At 35.0% G+C, this 18,910-nt stretch carries 20 protein-coding genes and 2 pseudogenes; 15 read left to right on the top strand and 7 right to left on the bottom strand.

Going from position 1 to position 18,910, the window contains the following annotated elements:
- Window positions 1-55 precede the first annotated feature (55 nt).
- Both VB711_RS05745 and VB711_RS05740 read right to left on the bottom strand, forming a co-directional pair.
- Window positions 56-241, bottom strand: a pseudogene (locus tag VB711_RS05745) (DUF2085 domain-containing protein); the annotation flags it as partial.
- A gap of 55 nt (window positions 242-296) precedes the next feature.
- Window positions 297-1,073: a Uma2 family endonuclease gene (locus VB711_RS05740; RefSeq protein WP_323284806.1), complete on the bottom strand. Its 777-nt coding sequence runs from the start codon at window positions 1,071-1,073 to the stop codon at window positions 297-299.
- Window positions 1,074-1,249: 176 nt separating this feature from the next.
- On the opposite strand from VB711_RS05740, the gene VB711_RS05735 reads away from it, so the two are divergent.
- From VB711_RS05735 to VB711_RS05705, 7 genes and pseudogenes are all read left to right on the top strand, one after another.
- The gene (locus VB711_RS05735; RefSeq protein WP_323284805.1) at window positions 1,250-1,516 is read left to right on the top strand and encodes a hypothetical protein; all 267 of its coding nucleotides are present in this window, start codon (window positions 1,250-1,252) and stop codon (window positions 1,514-1,516) included.
- Window positions 1,489-1,935 carry an HNH endonuclease signature motif containing protein gene (locus tag VB711_RS05730; RefSeq protein ID WP_323284804.1) on the top strand — a complete coding sequence of 149 codons (447 nt, stop codon included), beginning with the start codon at window positions 1,489-1,491 and terminating at the stop codon, window positions 1,933-1,935. The genes VB711_RS05735 and VB711_RS05730 overlap by 28 nt, the downstream gene beginning before the upstream one ends.
- A 279-nt stretch (window positions 1,936-2,214) precedes the next feature.
- Window positions 2,215-2,559: a hypothetical protein gene (locus VB711_RS05725; RefSeq protein WP_323284803.1), complete on the top strand. Its 345-nt coding sequence runs from the start codon at window positions 2,215-2,217 to the stop codon at window positions 2,557-2,559.
- Window positions 2,556-3,449 (top strand): hypothetical protein, encoded by an 894-nt coding sequence (locus VB711_RS05720; RefSeq protein ID WP_323284802.1) that lies wholly within the window; start codon window positions 2,556-2,558, stop codon window positions 3,447-3,449. The genes VB711_RS05725 and VB711_RS05720 overlap by 4 nt, the downstream gene beginning before the upstream one ends.
- Before the next feature lie 417 nt (window positions 3,450-3,866).
- Window positions 3,867-4,115 carry a UPF0175 family protein gene (locus VB711_RS05715; RefSeq protein ID WP_323284801.1) on the top strand — a complete coding sequence of 83 codons (249 nt, stop codon included), beginning with the start codon at window positions 3,867-3,869 and terminating at the stop codon, window positions 4,113-4,115.
- Window positions 4,112-4,600: a DUF3368 domain-containing protein gene (locus VB711_RS05710; RefSeq protein WP_323284799.1), complete on the top strand. Its 489-nt coding sequence runs from the start codon at window positions 4,112-4,114 to the stop codon at window positions 4,598-4,600. Before VB711_RS05715 ends, VB711_RS05710 begins: the two co-directional genes overlap by 4 nt.
- A 69-nt stretch (window positions 4,601-4,669) precedes the next feature.
- Window positions 4,670-5,576 (top strand): annotated as a pseudogene (locus VB711_RS05705) (Rpn family recombination-promoting nuclease/putative transposase).
- Window positions 5,577-5,618: 42 nt separating this feature from the next.
- On the opposite strand, the gene VB711_RS05700 reads toward VB711_RS05705, so the two are convergent.
- The 3 genes from VB711_RS05700 to VB711_RS05690 all read right to left on the bottom strand — a co-directional run bounded on the left by VB711_RS05700 (window position 5,619) and on the right by VB711_RS05690 (window position 8,735).
- Entirely contained in the window at window positions 5,619-6,236 is a 618-nt protein-coding gene (locus VB711_RS05700) for a hypothetical protein (protein ID WP_323284797.1), read from the bottom strand.
- On the bottom strand, window positions 6,236-6,475 hold the full coding sequence (locus tag VB711_RS05695; RefSeq protein ID WP_323284796.1) for a type II toxin-antitoxin system HicB family antitoxin: 240 nt from the start codon (window positions 6,473-6,475) through the stop codon (window positions 6,236-6,238). The genes VB711_RS05700 and VB711_RS05695 overlap by 1 nt, the downstream gene beginning before the upstream one ends.
- 148 nt (window positions 6,476-6,623) lie before the next feature.
- On the bottom strand, window positions 6,624-8,735 hold the full coding sequence (locus VB711_RS05690) for a TIGR00300 family protein (protein ID WP_323284795.1): 2,112 nt from the start codon (window positions 8,733-8,735) through the stop codon (window positions 6,624-6,626).
- A 276-nt stretch (window positions 8,736-9,011) separates the two neighbouring features.
- Here VB711_RS05690 and VB711_RS05685 point away from each other — a divergent pair, with 276 nt between their 5' ends.
- The 5 genes from VB711_RS05685 to VB711_RS05665 all read left to right on the top strand — a co-directional run bounded on the left by VB711_RS05685 (window position 9,012) and on the right by VB711_RS05665 (window position 14,025).
- Window positions 9,012-10,673 (top strand): DUF262 domain-containing HNH endonuclease family protein, encoded by a 1,662-nt coding sequence (locus VB711_RS05685; RefSeq protein ID WP_323284794.1) that lies wholly within the window; start codon window positions 9,012-9,014, stop codon window positions 10,671-10,673.
- 179 nt (window positions 10,674-10,852) lie between these two features.
- Window positions 10,853-11,287 carry a PIN domain-containing protein gene (locus VB711_RS05680; protein ID WP_323284793.1) on the top strand — a complete coding sequence of 145 codons (435 nt, stop codon included), beginning with the start codon at window positions 10,853-10,855 and terminating at the stop codon, window positions 11,285-11,287.
- A 2-nt stretch (window positions 11,288-11,289) separates the two neighbouring features.
- On the top strand, window positions 11,290-11,619 hold the full coding sequence (locus VB711_RS05675; protein WP_323284792.1) for a toxin-antitoxin system HicB family antitoxin: 330 nt from the start codon (window positions 11,290-11,292) through the stop codon (window positions 11,617-11,619).
- Window positions 11,620-11,666: 47 nt separating this feature from the next.
- Window positions 11,667-13,136, top strand: a complete 1,470-nt coding sequence (locus VB711_RS05670; protein ID WP_323284791.1) for an AAA family ATPase — start codon at window positions 11,667-11,669, stop codon at window positions 13,134-13,136.
- The gene (locus VB711_RS05665) at window positions 13,120-14,025 is read left to right on the top strand and encodes a hypothetical protein (RefSeq protein ID WP_323284789.1); all 906 of its coding nucleotides are present in this window, start codon (window positions 13,120-13,122) and stop codon (window positions 14,023-14,025) included. Before VB711_RS05670 ends, VB711_RS05665 begins: the two co-directional genes overlap by 17 nt.
- Before the next feature lie 116 nt (window positions 14,026-14,141).
- Here VB711_RS05665 and VB711_RS05660 read toward each other — a convergent pair whose 3' ends face one another.
- On the bottom strand, window positions 14,142-14,477 hold the full coding sequence (locus VB711_RS05660) for a XisI protein (RefSeq protein ID WP_323284787.1): 336 nt from the start codon (window positions 14,475-14,477) through the stop codon (window positions 14,142-14,144).
- Window positions 14,478-15,165: 688 nt separating this feature from the next.
- Between VB711_RS05660 and VB711_RS05655 the strand changes: the two genes are divergently transcribed.
- From VB711_RS05655 to VB711_RS05645, 3 genes are all read left to right on the top strand, one after another.
- Entirely contained in the window at window positions 15,166-15,651 is a 486-nt protein-coding gene (locus tag VB711_RS05655; protein ID WP_323284785.1) for an LptA/OstA family protein, read from the top strand.
- 26 nt (window positions 15,652-15,677) lie between these two features.
- Complete coding sequence (gene lptB, locus VB711_RS05650; RefSeq protein WP_323284784.1) at window positions 15,678-16,406, top strand: LPS export ABC transporter ATP-binding protein; 729 nt, start codon at window positions 15,678-15,680, stop codon at window positions 16,404-16,406.
- A gap of 372 nt (window positions 16,407-16,778) precedes the next feature.
- On the top strand, window positions 16,779-17,894 hold the full coding sequence (locus VB711_RS05645; RefSeq protein WP_323284882.1) for an LptF/LptG family permease: 1,116 nt from the start codon (window positions 16,779-16,781) through the stop codon (window positions 17,892-17,894).
- Between the two features lie 144 nt (window positions 17,895-18,038).
- Here VB711_RS05645 and VB711_RS05640 read toward each other — a convergent pair whose 3' ends face one another.
- On the bottom strand, window positions 18,039-18,650 hold the full coding sequence (locus VB711_RS05640) for a CBS domain-containing protein (RefSeq protein ID WP_323284783.1): 612 nt from the start codon (window positions 18,648-18,650) through the stop codon (window positions 18,039-18,041).
- Window positions 18,651-18,910 lie beyond the last annotated feature (260 nt).

Here is an 18,910-nt window from a genome sequence, read left to right as displayed (position 1 = left end):
AATAATCGGATTTTCGTCAACTATACTCAACACGGCCTAATAATTTGATTTTGTAAGGTTGGGGACATACATGATTACCCATAAAGTAAATAATGTTCGCAATACCCGGAAGCAAAAACACACCAGACGCAGCCAAAAAAGGAGCAAGAGGGGGACCAAAAACCATTCCTGCTAACAAGAAATCAGCAAAAAAACTCACCCAATTAACTTGTAAATCCCTTGACAAAACTACTCTTTGCATTTTTCTCTGCGTCCTCTGTGCCTCTGTGGTTAGTTTTCTTCAATGCCCAAAATGATTATAAATCATCCTCTGGATTTATACCCAATTCTCGCAATTTTGCAGCTAATTTTGCAGCTTTATTTTCTGCTTTTTCAGCCCTGAATCTTTCTAACTGGGCTTCTTCCTTACCTACCAATAATAAATTACCTTCCCTATCCCACCAACGCAACCAAAATTGTTCAGGATGATTTAAATAACTTCCTTGCCATAGTCCTAATTCTACACCTAAAGGGGGAATGGGATAATGTCCGCGTTCGTTAGGCTGCATTTTTTGGTAAGAAAAATCTACCAAATGATAAACTTCTAATTTATCATTATTCACTTCATAAATAGCATAATAGGGAATACGAATAATGCGTTCATATACCCAAAATTTACCAGGTTTTGCACCTTCTTGTAAACCCGCTAGAGGTGTGGTATCTCGTTCTTCTTCACCATTACCACTGGCTAATTCTATCGCAATTAATGGGGGTATATATTCCCGCCATAAAACATAGGAACGGCGAATTTTACCTTCTAATCTTGGTGCTACATCAGGGACATAAAACCAATCTGGTGCTACTGTACCTTTTTCTGGTGGTTCTGTTTCGCGCCAATAAATACCGCAATCTTGACCTATACAAAATTGTCCATCTGGATGTAACTTTTGTAAAGTTTGAATAATTGAATCTGTGATAATTATACTTTGGGGATGTTCTTGAAAGTTCTTCACAAAAGTACCATCAGACTCTGGTAGTTGAGTATGATCTGGAAACTGCGGTGGTATTGCAATATCAGCCAGGGTTTCACTCATACTATTTAAAATATTGCAGTTGTTAATTTAATATTATATCAGGAAATAAGTAACAACGATTATCTAAGAAGTTGGGGATCTTGGGGGTTGTGATTGCCTGAATCAGGATGTCCAGGATTTGAGGATTTACAGGATTTTTTCTGGCATAATGGAAATAAAGACACTGTGAACACACAATGACTACTCAATTAATGGTTCAACCTTCATCTTTAATATCTTCTGGTGTAAAGATGAGTGAATTTGGGGATATTTATTTATTTAAGTTTACCGATGAATTACAATCTCGTTTTGAAGAACTATTAACAAAGAAAAAAGCTGATACACTCACTCCTGAAGAAGAAGCGGAATATGTAGGTATTTCGGAGTTACAGCGAATATTTACCTTAATTAATGCTCAAATAGCGACGAAAAGCAAATGGTGTCCGAACAAATTAGAAGAGTAGTAAGAAAACGATCTAAATTTCTCTGTGAATACTGCCACTCTCCAGAATACCTGAGTCCCGACCGTTTTACCATTGACCATATTATGCCGCAGTCTTTGGGGGGTTCAGATGAACTGGATAATTTAGCTTTGGCTTGTCATCGCTGTAATGAGCGTCATTATAATTTTATAGTAGCTACTGATCCTAAAACTCAAGAGCAAGTTGCTTTATTTAACCCTCGTCAGCAAGAATGGTCAGAGCATTTTATCTGGACAAAAGATGGTATAAAAATTGTAGGTACAACGCCTACAGGAAGAGCTACTAGCGATCGCTTTGACTTCAATGATGAACGACGTGATGAGCCTTCCATTCAAGTTGCTCGAAATTTTTGGGTAGAAGCGGGTTGGCATCCACCACTATCAGATCCTCGTGAAGAATAAAAATCAATTTCCTTGAATATTGACTCTGACAGAACAGGAAAGACGACAAAAGGAAATATTGATAGAACATTTGATGGCGCTGGGTGTAGAACCTGATATTTAATTTGTCAGAATCAGGATGTCCAGGATTTAAGGATTTTCAGGATTTTGCATGAGATTATAGAAATAAAGACACTGTGATTTTTGAAATTATTGGTTTAAGAATAACTGTATATGATACCATTATCAGCAGCTTGCCTATATAGGTAAGTTACACAAAATTGAAAACGCAATAATCCTATGAATATCAAATTTTTTCATACAGATGATTCATCTTATTTTTTTCTTGATCGGTTGCTTATAGTACCGTTTGGCTATAATTATGTTGATGAAAAACCAAGTCCTGTTGAGTTTAGTGAATGCTCTTTAACAGGAGTATTTTTGAAAACTAATAAGAATTGTGCTGTGATTGATCTTGATAATCAGTCTGGTCTGAGATTAATTGACCTGCCAAATTTATTTCCTAAGAAAGTTGAACCGATAACACACCCTGACTTTTTGATAAGTCGTCAAAATCCAAAATATATTTCTGCTAAAAAATATTATGATTATTTGATTGATTTTTATATTAAAAAAATAAATTGAAATCGAATAAATCACCATATGAAGATACTTTTTTAAAGTTTTATTTTGACATTTGTTATAAAATTTTCAAAGATCATATAAATAATTTTTATAAAACAGGTATAGAACAGCTTGCACGTCAAAAATTGGGAAAATCCGGTTACGGTTACGATAATTCTTATAATTATGAAGATTATAATAATTATCAATTCCTTCTAGAACAAGAGATAATAGATATTCAGGAATTAACGCCTTATCCTTTTAATGATGGTAGAGTATTGTTTCAGGTTTTCCTGCCTCTAAATAGCGTACGTTTAAGTGTTGCTGCTAAAGATTTGCAAACGAAGCTTAATAACTATAACCCTAATAACAACTATAGTTATTATAGTTTTAATGCAGTTGGATACACAAGTAAAGAAAATTTTATAGCCAAATGGGAAAAAGGAGATAATGACACTAAAGTACAACAAAATAAAAATAAAGTTGGATTTTATGAAATTGACTTCTTATTCTGGGATGGTAAAGAGATGAGGCTTGTAGAGATAGATGGTAACAAGAAAGACATGAATAAATATATCGCAAAGAGAGAAAATCTTACTGGACACGAAAATGTAATTTTAGAAAATATTAGCAACGACTCAGTTAAGGTAATGTCCAATCGTTTTATAGAGGAAAGTGGTTCAGATAATAAATTAAAAGAAGATATACTTAATTTTATGTCTCCACGAATGATGCGTTTTTGGGAAAACGAAGATACGTCGTCTTTATTTAAAGACCTTGCACCCATTGGTTTCTTTAACAACTATACTGCTCAATTTGATCAATTTCTTCCAAAAGAGCATTTTATATGTATAAAAAAGCTGCCTTGGAATCTTAAAACGAACGAAGGACAATATGTTATTTTGGATTAATAATTATTATCAGATTTAATTCTTTCAATAAAATCGTCCTGCTGTGCTTTGAGTATAGTTGTCCAGTCCATTTGTCAAAACTCACCTTTATCTGACAAGGAGTATTTATTCTAGTATTCCCTATCAAGCAGAAAAAAGCACTAATCCAGATCACATTGCAGTTTTTTGAATCTAACCGAAAAGTATAGAATCCTCAAACCCTAAAAACACAACTCAAACAAACATCCTGTAAATCCTTTAATCCTGTACTTCGACTTCGCTCAGTAACCGGATATGCTGTTCGCGTAGCGTGGCGTATGACTCCTAAGTCGTCACGCAAGCTAGAGCCATTTCTGACAATGATTTAAATGACGAAGTAGTTTAATAAATAAGCTATAATTGTCATAAAATTAATAACTACAATCCATCTTATTTACTATGAGCATTACCATATCAGATGAAACCTTAAATGCCTGTGGAATGAACCCAACCGAGTTTAAACAAGAAATTGCTTTGTTATTGTTTCAGTCGGGAAAACTTGCCATAGGACAAGCTAGTAAGTTAGCACAAATGGATAAAATACATTTTTGTGAGTTACTTAAAGAACGTCAAATACCTCTTTATTCTTATGATATTGAAGATTTTGAACTCGATATGAAAAATTTACGGGAGTTAGGCAGATTGTGATAATTATTAGTGATACTTCTGTGATTACCAATCTAGCCGCTATTGGTCAATTAGACTTACTCCAAAAACTATACAACAAAATTTTTATTCCCCAAGCTGTTTATCAGGAATTAACCGATATAGATATAACAGTACCTGGTTCTTTAGAGGTACAAACTTTAACTTGGTTTGAAGTATATCAGGTCAAAAATCAGGGTTTAGTTACAACTCTTTTGGATAAACAATTAGATATAGGTGAATGTGAAGCCATTACATTAGCAATTGAACTAAATGCTGAATTATTATTGATTGATGAGAGGCGGGGTAGAGCAGAAGCAAATAGATTAGGATTAAGAATTACTGGGTTGTTAGGTGTTTTAGTTGAAGCCAAGCAAAAAGGATTTATTCTATCTGTTAAGCCTCTAATTGATAATCTAATTAATAATGCACAATTTAGAGTTGCAGATGATCTTTACCGCAAAATTTTAAATATCGTTGGAGAGTAATTGTGATTTATTTTCGCCAACTTTTGATAAGTCGTAAATCTTAATCACCACATCAATATTAACAACCCTATGAGTTTTGACAACGTTTGTAAACTACTAGCAGAAAAATATCCCTTTGATTTTGCTAAATGGTTACAAAAGAAGGGAACAGGGAATAGGGAACAGATAAGAAACTAAAGTTGGTGAGTTTAAAGCTCAGTCAAAAAAAAAGATGTTTTTTAAGATGCGTAGCACGAAAAAAAACAGTGTCATTATTTCAATCTCATGTTTTTAAACATGAGTTTTTCCTGTTCCCTGTTCCCTCTGAAATATTGAATTTCAAAACAACCCACAATCTAAACCTCCGATTCCTTTTAGAGAGTTAGACTATTCGGTGAGATTAATCCGTACATATCAATTTCCTGTAACTCAAGTCGTGATCTTCTTACAAGAAACAAATGATCCAATTGTTTTTACTGAAGAATATGTTAATGAAACAACCAGACACCGTTATCGTGTAATCAGAATGTGGGAACAAGATTCAGCTTTATTTCTCGATAATCTAGCATTATTACCATTAGCACCATTAACACAGACAAATTCACCTCAAGGCTTATTATCTCAGATTGCCAATAATGTTGCTAAAATTGCAGATAGGGAGACTAAACAGAATATTGCAGCTTACACAGAGATTTTAGCAGGTTTACGGTTTGAGAAAGACTTTATTCGTCAATTGTTAAGTGAGGATATTATGCAAGAATCAGTCATTTATCAGGATATTTTGCAGAAGGGTGAAGGAAAAGGAGAACAGAAAGAAGCAGTTAAATTTTGTCTACGTTTACTTAATCAACGGTTTGGGGAAATTGATTCTTTAATAGTTGAAAAAGTCCAAGGTTTACCTGTTGAACAGTTAGAAAATTTAGGTGCTGCCTTGTTTAATATTTCTGAAGTTGCTGATTTGGTAACTTGGTTAAATCAACAAGATCATCAGAACTAATGATTTGTGGGGTTGGGTTTTGCAACCCAACCTACTTTATAATTACAAATTTTTCATTAAAGCTACTAAAATTTTCATTAAAGTTTCTAAATCATTGGGTACACGATAAAGGTTTAAGTCTTGAGTAATTTGTTTTGATTCACGATGTAAAATTACAAATTGCCAAATATTACCAATAGAAACTGCACCATAAAGGATAGGATTATCAATAACAGACCAATGATCAAAGGCAATTAATTCTACAGCTAGTTGGACAACTCCTCTTTCTAAATCTGCATTTTTAGCTTCAATAACTAATAATTGATTGTCAGATTTTAGATAATAATCAACAACTCCTTTTAATTGATTATTGATATTTAACGCATATTCTACCCTAACTTTAGCATGAGTATAGTGAATTAGCTCCATAATTACAGGGGCAATTAAAAATTCTCTCCTGGCGGTTTCACTGGTTAAACTTATATAGGGTAAACTTTCTTCAATTCGATTTTTTAGGTCTGGTAATCTTTCTAAGTTTTGTTTAGTTGTTGGTAAGGTTAAAGATTGTGGTTGAAACTTATAGCCAAAATATTCTATAATTTCTTCTGGTTCATAATTCAATTTAAAATAATCAGCAAAGGTGTAGGATTGATTAGAGTCAATTATTTGTATTTTCCCCATTATACCTCCATAATTAAAGGATATTCAAATTGAGAAGGTAAATCTTGTAAATGAAAATTATGATTTTTTTCTTTCTCCAATTTCAATAATACCTTAGCTACATCTTCAGCAATTTCTATGGCCTCTTGTACTGTTTTCCCCTCAGCAACTAAACCTTGTAAATCATCACTTGTAGCTACAAAATATTCTTGTTCATCTTCAATAAATCTTTCAATTTTGAGTCTAATTAGGGCTTGCATTTAGTTAACCTTAATAACGAGGTACAGCAATAAATGGTACTGCTAATATTGTAACTCTCCGCGCCTCTGCGCCTCTGCGTGAAAAACCAAGACACAAAAACGCACAGAAAAATCCTTTGCGTCTTTGCGCCTTTGCGTGAGATATTTCTTAACCTACACTAGCAACATAAGGACTCGTCAACTTATCCAATTGCTGAATTAACAGACTGAGGAACAAACCCACATCTGTCACCACACCTACAGATTCTATTGAACCGCGATCGCTCAATTTTGTCACTACCGCCGGGTTAATATCCACACAGACCATCTTCACACCGGCTGGAGTCATATTCCCCACACCGATAGAATGCAGCATAGAAGATAACATCAAAATCATATCCGCACCTTGGATGATTTTAGAATATTCTTGCTGTGCTAAAATCAAATTCATCTGTGTATCTGGTAGGGGTCCATCATCACGGATTGAACCAGCTAGGGAAAAGGGAATGTTATTTTTCACACACTCATACATTACCCCATTTTTCACCACTCCCGCTTCTACGGCTTTAGCAATGCTACCAAAACGCCGAACGATATTAATCACCTTCAAGTGATGTCGGTGTCCACCGCGTACAGCCACACCCCGCTTCATATCTACACCCAGAGATGTTCCGAGCAGATTTTGTTCCATGTCGTGGACAGCGATCGCATTCCCGCCCAAAAGACCTTGAACGTAGCCTTCCCGAATCAATCTAGAAAGATGCTCACCGCCCCCCGTATGTATGACAACGGGTCCAGCCGTGACAACTACCTTACCGCCGCTATCCTTAATTTTACGCAGTTCCCAGGCGACTTGTTCCACAACTAATTCCACCCGTCTTTCACTGGAAACACCGGAAGACATAAAACTAAATTCTTGGGAGTTGCGTTGTTCTCGTGATTCAGCTTTGCGGATAGTGCGGATACCGAAGACATCAACAACTACTTTGTCGCCAATTTCTAAATCACGCAATAGCTTACACTTGGCTACTATACCATTGGCGGTTTGAGAAATAGCGATCGCCCCATCCATGCGTTGATTTTCTACCCTTAGCCATTCCCCATTCACCCGCACTTCCGTCGGATAAATAGTGCTAACATAAAAATCATCCGGTGCTACCCCTGCCTGGATTACAGGTTCTAGTTTAGAATCTCGCTCATCTTGGGGTAAGTCTACCGCACCCAAATCAATCAACTGGGAGATGATTTCTTCCATCACTTCATGGGATGGTGCAGATACCCTCACCTCAGCCGCAGATGTACTTTGACGCTGTTCTCCCAAGTTGAAATTTAAAACTTGGAAACTTCCCCCGCTATCGACAATCATATCTAAGGCGCGGTTAATCAACCCAGCATCAAGCAAGTGTCCTTCCATGCGGATCACCCGACTTTCCACGGAGACATTAGCGTGTAATTCTTCCCGTACAGGTTCAGTTACCCGCAAAGTCAAGCATTTAGCCGCACCACCAGCTTTGAGAAATTCGGTTAACTGGGTTTCAATAACTTCAAAACCAACTTGAGCCAAACGTGATTTTAAACTATCACTGGCTTTATTCATAATCACGATGTTATCGACATTCACCGCATTACAAGCGAAGTTGACAGCATCAGCTTCTTCAATGGCTATGCGTTTTTCTGGTGCGACGCGCATTTCAATCACGCGGTTGGAGTAGGAATCAAAGGCACCGGGATAATACAGCAAATAACCATTTGCCAAAGGACAAAAGCAGGTATCAAGGTGATAAAAACGTTCATCCATCAACCGCAAGGAAATCACCTCAATGTCCAGCCATTTAGCCAGGTAGGGGTGAGAATCTAATTCAGACCGAAAACCGTACCCAGCCCATAACCAGCGTCCTTCTCTGTCTAGGAGTGCGTCACCAGCACCTTCAAAGGGTAGGTCTTTGGGAAGGACGTAAACATTATAACCGTTTTCTTGAAACCACTGTTGAAAATACGGTTCTTCACCTTGACGTTCTTTATGTAAGAAGCGGCTGAGAACGACATTTTTTCCGAGGACTAAACCCGCATTGGCACTGAATACCATATCAGGCCAGCCTTTTTCTGGAGCAACTAAATCGACAATGGCGTGATTTTTGATTACATTGTATAATTTGTTCCACTGTTCCACAGCGCGATCGCGTGAGGATTTGTGAATATTCCCTTCCATCCACGGATTAATCACATAATCTACATCGTAGTGGTCGGGAGCGCACATTAAAAACCGAATTTGGGAAACCATAAAAATTTTTACTTCGCTTTTCAGTAATCTCTTCTGGATACAGAGTTTTGGTGTTCTACTTCTGTCAAATCTGCTACTTTATTGCTACCTTCTGTTTTTGGTAGGCTTTACAGGGCGATCGTTCCTATTCTATTACCGCGAGGGACAATATGAGCGGTAGCGCAAAAAATGTGTTGTGGGGGATGTTATAGGGTGGCTAATAACCCTGTATACAAAAGCGTATTTATATAGTAAGCTAAGTATACCTTTTGTATTTTATAAGGAAATTGAATTTTTATGTCACAAAAGATAGTTGCAGAAAAGAAAGAAATTAAATTCATATATTCTGATTTCTGGTTTATAATTCCTGAATATCAAAGGTCTTATGTCTGGGGAAGTGATAATATAAATGAATTACTCGATGATCTCTGGTTTGCTTTTGAAACAAAATCTGAGAATGAATATTTTTTGGGTTCACTGGTTTTAAAAAAAACAAATGAACAAAATTTTAAGGAATATGAGGTTTTGGATGGTCAGCAAAGACTTACAACTTTTCTAATTTTGATGGCAGTTTTGCGCGACATAACAGAAAATGAAAAGTTAAAAAAGTCATGTCATCATAGAATAATTCAAGAAAAAGATATATTTGAAGGTGTTCCAGAAAGAATAAGAATAATCTACAAAATTCGAGATCATGTAGAAAAATTCATTAATGAATATATTGCCACAAAAGATGGTACTAAAGACAAAAAAATTGTAGATTATTGTGAAAATAAAAATGTTTCTATATCTCATATTGCAAATGCTATTTTAACAATGCAAAAATTCTTTTCAGAAAAAGAATCAGATGAAATAGAAAATTTTGGGGCTTATCTTGGATTAAAACCAGTATTGATATATGTGTCTACGGAAAATCAAGAGGATGCTTTTAGATTATTTACTATATTAAACAATCGTGGAACTCCACTAACAAATTCTGATATTTTGAAATCAATCAATATTGGTGAAATTTCTGATTTAAGAACCCGTGACTACTATGCAAAAAAATGGGAAGAAATTGAAGGAGATTTTGGCAATGACTTTGATCGTTTTCTCTCTTTTATAAGAACCATATTGGTTAAAGAAAAAGCTCGGTTAAGCTTACTGGATGAATTTGAAGAGAATATTTATAAAAAAAAGCTACTAAAAAAAGGCAAAGATACAATTGATTATATTATTATTACAAAGGAAAATTATGACAAGATAATTACACTAATAGATGGAATAGATATAGGAAACGAATATAAAAATCTTGTTACTATAATGAATTTTGGCTTTTCTTCTAGTGATTGGATAGCACCATTGTTAGCATTTTACTATAAGTTTAGAAACTCAAATTTATTAGAATTTTTGAAAAAATTAGAATATAAATTCAGTAGTGATTGGATTTTACAATACACTCCTACTCAACGTGGCGATAATATGAGTAGAATTTTAAAAGAGATTGAAAAAAGTAACAATTCCCAGGATGTTTTATCAAATAAAACTATTTTTGATGTAAATAAGACTGAATTATATAAAACTTTAAATGGAGAAATTTACGGAAAACAATTTGCAAAATACATCCTCTTAAAATATGAATATTTGAATATGGATCATATAGTTCATCTTTCAAGTTATAAAACTATAAGTGTAGAACATATTTTACCGCAAAATCCCAAAAATTCTAGTGAATGGAAATCAGTATTTACAGATGATGAGAGAAAAAACTGGATAAATAAGTTAGCAAATCTTGTTCTGATTAGCACACGAAAAAATTCAACCTTAAGCAACCTTGATTTTGAAGAAAAAAAAGAACGATATTTGAAAGGTAAAATGGATATTTTTCCAAGCGGTAGGATTTTCGCAACTTATCAGAAATGGAATACAACCATACTAGAAACAAGACAAAATGAGATGTTAAGTAAATTAGTACAATAACCGAGATCATAAGGTGTATTAATCTATACTTGAGAAGTCCATAACTTGCGTTTTTACATCCACATATACCCTTTAAGCAAAAGCTCAAATTGTAACCTTGATAAGTATATCCACAAAGCTAAGGATAAAAAATTCATTTATTATCCTTCTGAAACCGTAAATGGTGCTATAGTAGTGTCATGTCTACCGCACCATTGCTTCACGTTGTTATAGATACTAATGTTGTATTCGAGGGCTTAACAAAACAGGGATGCGCTGCTGGTTTAGTCGTTGATACATGGTTAGCTGGTTTACTTGTAGTTCATGTTTCTAATGCTTTAGCTTATGAATATGAAGATGTTTTGTCTCGTAAACTCTCAGAATCTCGTTGGTACAAACTGCAACCCGTTTTAGGGAAATTGCTCAGTTATGCTCATTTCACAACAATTTACTACACATGGCGACCAAATTCACCAGATGCAGGAGATGATCTCGTAATTGACTGTGCTATGAATGCAGGTGCAACAGTTATTACATCTAACATTCGTGACTTTCAAAATGCAAAACAATCTTTAGGTTTACAAGTTATGACACCTACACAGCTAGTAATTAAATTAGCCTCTGGAGAAATTTAGCTATGAGTAGATTAACACTGAGATTACCAGAAACACTACACCAACATTTAATTAAGTTAGCTGAAACTGAAGGTGTTTCTTTGAATCAATATATAGTTTATGCTTTAACTCGTCAAGCCGTATCCACAGAGTTTATTCAAGCAACACCAGAAAAAGAAATAATTGAGCAAGAACAGAGTTTTGACACACTGTTACAAAGATTAGGAAAAGCTTCGGAAAGTCAAATTAAATCAGTTTTAGCTGAACGTGAAGTGGTACAACCAGAAGCAGAATTAACTCCTGAAATTATTACCTCTCTTCAACAAAAAATAAGTAATGCAATAAGAGTGTAAGACAACAAATAAGTGATAGTATTTTTTATTGGTAATATAGGCGAAAAATGAAAATAAAATTCTCAAACTTAGGATCTATTCAAGAAACAGAGTTAGATTTGCGTCCTCTGACAGTAATTATTGGACCGAATAACTCAGGTAAAACTTATATTGCTTATTCTACCTATGGTTTATGGCAGCGTGTGAGACGAACTTTGAATATTTATAAAGGCCAATTAGACTTTAAAGAGGAAGATTATGGTGGTTGGTCACTGCAAATAGATAATAATCTACTTGATTTTTTTATCAGAGATGCTGAAGAAATGGCCAAAAGTTTCCAAGGAAGTTCTTTAGAATCATTCTTTCAGGATTCAAGTCATAAACTTTTCTCTAAAACATTATTTTCAATTATAATTTCTCGTCAAGAAGTCGAAGATGCGATAAATATATTAACTCAGCAAGAATCTTTTCACTTGGAAATTTTATATTTGGAATACGGTATTCCTATAAAACTAAAACTTAGTCGTCAAAATAATAAGTTATTATTCAGGCTTCAGTCTAATAATGGAGAAAATAATATAAATGAAAATAGGATGTTGATAGAGTATTTCCAGGATTATCATCAAACGAATACGCCAGAAATATATTTTATTGATGTTATTAAACAGATAATTTTCTCTGCTAAAATGTTCCCTTTCCCTGCCGAACGAAATGCTTTTATAAATACCTATAAAATATTAGCAAATAGGCGTTATAGACTTCTTAAAGAAACTCAAAGAGAATTATTGATTAATAGTAGTCCAGACAAACAAATTGAATTATTAAAAGAACAAGGTAATATTAGTTATCCACAACCAGTAGAAGATTTTTTAGATTTTCTAACTGAAATAGAACTTCAAGAAGAAGTGAAAATTAATTCAAACGAACAGAATGAATTTCAAAAGTTAGCAGATGAAATTGAAAAACAGCTACAGAACAAAAATAAAACTAATTTAAAACCTACTAAGCTTCATGGAAAAGAAATAAAAGTTTTAGTTAAAAAAGGTTTAGAAATTGACTTATATAATGCTTCATCTTCTATTAAACAACTTGCACCATTGCTTTTATATTTAAGATATCGTGCAAATAAAGGTGATTTTCTGGTAATAGACGAACCAGAGATGAACTTACACCCAGAATCACAAGCAAAGCTGCTGGAAGCATTATCTATTCTTGTTAATCTTGGTGTGAGAATTTTACTCACAACCCATAGTCCTTATATTATGGCACATTTGAATAATTTAGTTAATGGTAATCATGAAAATCCTGAAATATTAAAACGTCAATCTTCATCTTTATATCTTCAAGATGAAAGAGCATTTTTACCTATGGATAAAGTTAGCGCGTATGAAATGAAAGATAATAAATTAGTCTCATTAAATGATCCAGATTATGGTATAAGATGGGATACTTTAAGTGATGTTTCCGTAGATATTCAACAAAAGTTTTTTCAAATTTATGAAGCAGGACAAGAAAAAGCAGATGAAGCAGAAGAATAATACTACTGCTCAAATTTTACAGGGTAAAAAAGATAAACTAAACTGGCAAAATTTCAACTTTTTAGAAAATCTCCTAGTATTTTGTACAGTACCAGAAAGAAGTGTTCCTAAAGAAAGTGGGGTACATTTTCGGATAAGTTTAGATTCTCAAAATCAGGCTATATGTATTTTGTTTAAAATAGATAGAAGAAATGATCCTCTTATCAAAAATCAAGCATTAAAGCGTCCAGATTATATGTCACTTTATATTGATTCTAAATCTTTCATTTGCACTATTATTGAAATGAAAGGTAAGAATCACAACTCTTTAGAAAATGGAATTGAACAAATTTTAAAACTAAAAGAAATTTTACAAACTGAAATTTCCAATCATTTACCTAGTAAACTTAAACTAAACATTAAATATCAAGGAATTTTATTGACTCCATATAATTCACAAATTCCATCTAAAAAAATAGCAGAGGTAGCTTCCAAGGATTTTATTATTTTACCAATTCAATATGATAATAAAGCTGAGTTATATCCTTATGTTTCCAGGGAAAATGAAATAAATGAAATAACAAAAAAATATAGTCATCAAGAAAATACTGAATCAACAACTTTGCTTATTGAAAAAATTTTAACGAAAAAAGCATTACCAAAACGCATAGATGACTATTATTCTAGCAATTTTTCAAATAGTAAGGATAGGGAAGGGATTTATATTAACTATTTATTACCAAATGACACCGATTATATAACTTTATTTGCGAATACAAAATATACTGAAATTGATATAGATGAAAATGAATATAAAGACCAAATAAAAAGTGAATTAGAGATACTAAATCTGATAAATAGATTAGCAATCAAGTTTTCAAATAACCAAATATCAAATTATGACAACTAAACTTTAAAATACTGTTAAAAGGTTGAAGTATAACAACTTGGATTATTACTTACTTTGACGCTGTTCTCCTTCTCTCTCCTCTAAAGTGTCTGTGAGAGGTTTTACTACTTTAGCGATCATATAACTGCATAGTCGGTATATTTCCGCATTTCAGGAGCTTGAAACCCCAACACAATATCTTCCTTCGCCACACCCAGATCCACCAGTTCTTGGGCTATTCTCATTTCCGTCATATTTTGCTCAATCCAAATCTTTCCGTTCTTAATATCCAAATGTAAAACACAACCATAAACCCGCCGATGACCATCCCAACCTACATTCATTACCTGATAATGGTCTTGTTTCGTATCAAAAACGGTGTAGCAATCAATCGACCCATTGGCGATTGGGATAGCAGCATAATCTGTCAACAAAGACTGAATTATATTCCGATAAAACTCTATGGTATCCATTGCACAATTACCTATTGAATCGGGTCATAAATGCCATCGTTATCTTTCTATGATTTACTTACAATTATAGAACAATTGAAATCCTAGTGCGACTTAGGTTATTATTATTGACGCTGTTTTCCTTCTCTCTCCTCTAAAGTGTCTGTGAGAGGTTTTACTACTTTAGCGATCGCTTCCTCAACAAGCACCTTAATAAACTCATATTCGCGCTTAGTTGGAAACCCTGTATAATTTATTTCACTGTATCGCCACTTTCTGTTTTTGGTAGACTTTAGAGGGCGATCGCTGTAGGCATCGTTCCTATTCTATTACCGCGAGGGACAATGTGAAGAAGATTTTAGTGTGATGTAATAGCAACTTGTTAATTGACGGGTTATACCGAAAATATCTACATCAGGAAGGTTTTTACTTTTTGACCAGATTTCTAGTGTTAAAATCAATAAAACTGTTGCGACATCGAAACTTTAAACTGTCTAAAAGCGTCCACACTAACTAAGTTCACACCAATTAAGTAGGTTCGGGTTCAAAACTGTCGTTGGGATCAGGCAATAGGCCCCTTTACACAGTTTAGTTTTATTTTGTCCACCTACTGATCTATGAGTAATTAGTCCAAATAGTAGATTTTATTTCTGGAGAAAGTGCTTGCAATAGTTAGAATACAAGCTGAAATATTTAACCCCCAATTACTATGATGCTCGGTTATCAATTACCAATATCCAAGATAGGACGCTGTGGATTAGCCTTGCTGCTGCCAGTAGCGATCGCTTTCCCAACTCAAGTACAAACTGCTACCGCCCAATCCTCCGGGGGAAATCGCCCACTGACTATTCGCTCGGATGTGCAAGAATATAATGCCAATACTCAAGTAATTACTGCCCGTGGTAACGTGCAAATGTTGTATCCTTCACGGCAAATTCAAGCCACGGCTGCCCAAGCACAATACTTTAGCAAAGAACGTCGAATTGATTTTAGTGGCAACGTTTATATTTTGCAACAGAATAATAATAGTATTCGGGCAGAAAAAGTTACATACTTAATTGACGAAGGGCGATTTATTGCCTTACCTCAATCTAATCGTCAGGTAGAATCTATTTATATGGTAGAAGATTCCCAAGTAAGTGAAAACCCTGCTAAACCTGCCCCCAAAACACCACCTCTCAAGCGTTCTAATTAGCATAGATCACCCAAAACACGCCCATAGTGAAAATTGTTTTAGAAAATATTCACAAATCCTACGGTAAACGAGTAATTGTCAATCGTGTCAACCTTTCTGTTGCCCAGGGGGAAGTTGTTGGTTTATTAGGCCCTAACGGTGCCGGTAAAACAACAACATTTTATATTGCCACTGGGTTAGAAAAACCTAATCAGGGCAGAGTTTGGTTAGATAATTTAGATATTACACAAATACCGATGTACAAAAGAGCTAGATTAGGAATTGGCTATTTAGCTCAAGAAGCAAGTGTTTTTCGTCAACTCTCAGTTCAGGATAATCTTCTGTTAGTTTTAGAACAAACTCACGTACCGAAACGGGAATGGTCAACCAGACTACATCAACTATTAAGGGAGTTTCGTTTAGAAAAGGTGCGTTTCAGCAAAGGGATTCAACTTTCTGGGGGTGAACGCCGACGAACAGAATTAGCTAGGGCTTTAGCAGCAGGAAGAGAGGGTCCAAAGTTTTTACTTTTAGATGAACCATTTGCTGGTGTTGATCCCATTGCGGTGTCAGAAATTCAGCAAATAGTCGGACAGTTGCGCGATCGCGGTATGGGTATTTTAATCACAGATCACAATGTTCGTGAAACCCTCGCCATCACAGATCGCGCTTACATTATGCGAGAAGGACAAATTCTCGCCTTTGGTATTGCTGAAGAACTCTATAATAATCCACTTGTTAGGCAATATTATTTAGGTGATCATTTCACGGCGTGAATTGCCAGGACTTACGCACGGGATAGGAAACATCAGGTTTTGAGATTGCTTCCTTACGTCGCAATGACGAAAATACGTTAATCTTGCGTAAGTCCTAATTACATATCTAATTGAGGCTAGTAGTCTGTCAAAATGTATTTGACAGATAAAGAAGAAATGAACCGCAAAGGACGCAAAGAGCGCGAAGAAAGAAGAAAGAAGATTTATTTACCTGTTAATTAGTTTTTGACAGACTACTCGTAATTGGTAATTGGTAATCAAATCCCAAACTTCATCCTTAAATCCTGGAAATCCTGATTCAGACAAACTCCTATGCTTTTAAAAAATATTAAACCGTTCTACACCCTGAATTTACTTTTACCTTTTTCGATCATGGATCGCTACTTATCCATGCAGTTACTTCCGCCATTTTTATTCGGTGTGGGGGCATTTACTTCTGTTGTTTTGGCAATAGATAGTTTATTTGAATTGTTGCGGAAAGTTGTCGAATCTGGATTACCAATAAACATTGCTCTCAAGATTTTTTTATTAAAATTGCCCTATGTAATGGTTTATTCTTTCCCGATGTCTACCTTGTTAGCAACATTAATGACCTATAGCAGATTATCTAGCGAAAGTGAATTAATTGCTTTGCGAGGATGTGGGGTTAGTGTTTATCGCATGGTATTAACGGCGGTTTTATTTAGTAGTTTAGTCACAGGAATGACATACGTTTTTAATGAGCAGATTGCACCAGCAGCAAATTATGAAGCGACATTAACCCTACAGCAAGCCCTAAAATCAGATAAACCCTCATTTAAACAACAAAATATTTATTATCCAGAATATCGAGAAATCAAACAATCTGATGGGAGTAAAATCAAGGTACTTTCACGACTATTTTATGCTGACCAATTTGATGGAAAGAAAATGCAAGGGCTAACAATTATCGACCGTTCCAGGGAAGGATTAAATCAAATAGTTGTTTCTGAATCTGCTGAATGGAATAGTGGAAAACAGGTTTGGGATTTTTATAACGGTACAATTTATTTGGTAGCTCCAGATCGCTCCTATCGTAACATTTTACGATTTGAAAAACAACAACTGCAACTGCCCCGCACACCTTTAGATGTAGCTGAAAATAGTCGTGATTATGGTGAAATGAATATTGCTCAAGCCTTAGATCAACTGGAATTAGAACGTTTAACCGGCGATCAACAGAAAATTCGTAAATTAGAAGTGAGGATTCAGCAAAAAATAGCCTTTCCCTTTGTTTGTGTAATTTTTGGTTTAGTTGGTTCGGTAATGGGTACTATTCCTCAACGTACTGGAAGAGGGACAAGTTTCGGCATTAGTGTAATAGTTATTTTTAGTTATTATTTACTTTTATCTATTTCTGGAGCTTTGGCACAAGCAGGTATTTTATCTCCTTTCATTGGAGCTTGGTTGCCTAATCTTTTTGGTTTGGTAATAGGATTACTTCTATTAACACAAGTTGCTAAAAAGTAGGAGTCAGGAGTTAGGAGTTAGGAGTCAGGAGTCAGGAGTCAGGAGTTAGGAGTTAGGAAAAAAGGGGAGGAATAATTCTTTTCCCAAATCCCAAATCCCAAATCCCAAATCCCAAATCCCAAATTCCAAATCCCAAATCCTTTGTTAAACCTTCTCCTTGAGTTCTTGATCTGAAAGTGGTTGAGAATTTTCTTGAAAGGAAAGTTTAGCGGAGACCATACTTTCAGCTTTTTGATGAGCAGTTTCAGCTTGGAGTTCTTCTACTTCATCCCAAGCATTAGCACAGGCTTTAGAATAAGCGCCTTGATCAGTACAGGTTGCACGAGCAAGAGCGATCGCTCTATCCACTCTCTCTTGTAATACCAGTGTTTTTGGAGCTTCTACAAAGTCGCTTTTGGTGATAATATCGGTAATAGAAATAATACCCAACAAATTGCCCTGAATGACTGGAGCGCGACGAATACCAGTATTAGCAAACAACCGTGCCACATATTCCACACTCAATTCAGGATTGATAATAATACAAGGCTTACTCATAATCTCGTAAACCCGCACTTCTCTGGGATTTTTGCTGTAAGCTGTTACCTTATAAACAATATCTGTTTCGGTTACAATGCCATAAGCATCATCATCATAACGACGATCAACGACTAAAGCACGCAATCCCTTTTCTCTCATCAACCCAACCGCTTCAGCAACCGTCGCTGAACCACGAATAGTAACGACATCTCTGGTCATGATATCTTCAGCTTTCATTTTCGTTTTCCATTGGTACATTACAAAGGGAAAAAGCTGAACTGTGATCCAGCCATAACCATAAAATTAGTCTAAATCGCAAATTCTGATGATATCCAATGTAACGGATGCCTAAAAACTCAGCAGGGTGTCTAATTTATTTGAGAATAGACACAAAAAAGTCCGCTGGCGCGGACTGTGGACATTGGATAAGGTTAAGTTGTCACCAAGAGAGCCTACAAGATGTTAGACTTATCTGTATTGTTGCTCTATTAATTTAA

The sequence above is a fragment of the Cronbergia sp. UHCC 0137 genome (assembly GCF_034932285.1).
In the GTDB taxonomy this organism is placed as follows: domain Bacteria; phylum Cyanobacteriota; class Cyanobacteriia; order Cyanobacteriales; family Nostocaceae; genus Cronbergia.
Note: the sequence above shows the minus strand (reverse complement) of the source record. Positions and strands in the feature narration are given on the sequence as shown.

Coding starts and splice junctions, on each gene's coding strand:
- VB711_RS05730 (WP_323284804.1), top strand. CDS start 1,489: ATGGTGTCCGAACAAATTAGAAGAGTAGTAAGAAAACGATCTAAATTT.
- VB711_RS05690 (WP_323284795.1), bottom strand. CDS start 8,735: ATGGTTTCCCAAATTCGGTTTTTAATGTGCGCTCCCGACCACTACGAT.
- VB711_RS05675 (WP_323284792.1), top strand. CDS start 11,290: ATGAGTAGATTAACACTGAGATTACCAGAAACACTACACCAACATTTA.
- VB711_RS05640 (WP_323284783.1), bottom strand. CDS start 18,650: ATGAAAGCTGAAGATATCATGACCAGAGATGTCGTTACTATTCGTGGT.
- VB711_RS05660 (WP_323284787.1), bottom strand. CDS start 14,477: ATGGATACCATAGAGTTTTATCGGAATATAATTCAGTCTTTGTTGACA.
- VB711_RS05725 (WP_323284803.1), top strand. CDS start 2,215: ATGAATATCAAATTTTTTCATACAGATGATTCATCTTATTTTTTTCTT.
- VB711_RS05700 (WP_323284797.1), bottom strand. CDS start 6,236: ATGGGGAAAATACAAATAATTGACTCTAATCAATCCTACACCTTTGCT.
- VB711_RS05740 (WP_323284806.1), bottom strand. CDS start 1,073: ATGAGTGAAACCCTGGCTGATATTGCAATACCACCGCAGTTTCCAGAT.
- VB711_RS05685 (WP_323284794.1), top strand. CDS start 9,012: ATGTCACAAAAGATAGTTGCAGAAAAGAAAGAAATTAAATTCATATAT.
- VB711_RS05680 (WP_323284793.1), top strand. CDS start 10,853: ATGTCTACCGCACCATTGCTTCACGTTGTTATAGATACTAATGTTGTA.
- VB711_RS05665 (WP_323284789.1), top strand. CDS start 13,120: ATGAAGCAGAAGAATAATACTACTGCTCAAATTTTACAGGGTAAAAAA.
- VB711_RS05670 (WP_323284791.1), top strand. CDS start 11,667: ATGAAAATAAAATTCTCAAACTTAGGATCTATTCAAGAAACAGAGTTA.
- VB711_RS05695 (WP_323284796.1), bottom strand. CDS start 6,475: ATGCAAGCCCTAATTAGACTCAAAATTGAAAGATTTATTGAAGATGAA.
- VB711_RS05645 (WP_323284882.1), top strand. CDS start 16,779: ATGGATCGCTACTTATCCATGCAGTTACTTCCGCCATTTTTATTCGGT.
- VB711_RS05735 (WP_323284805.1), top strand. CDS start 1,250: ATGACTACTCAATTAATGGTTCAACCTTCATCTTTAATATCTTCTGGT.
- VB711_RS05715 (WP_323284801.1), top strand. CDS start 3,867: ATGAGCATTACCATATCAGATGAAACCTTAAATGCCTGTGGAATGAAC.
- VB711_RS05655 (WP_323284785.1), top strand. CDS start 15,166: ATGATGCTCGGTTATCAATTACCAATATCCAAGATAGGACGCTGTGGA.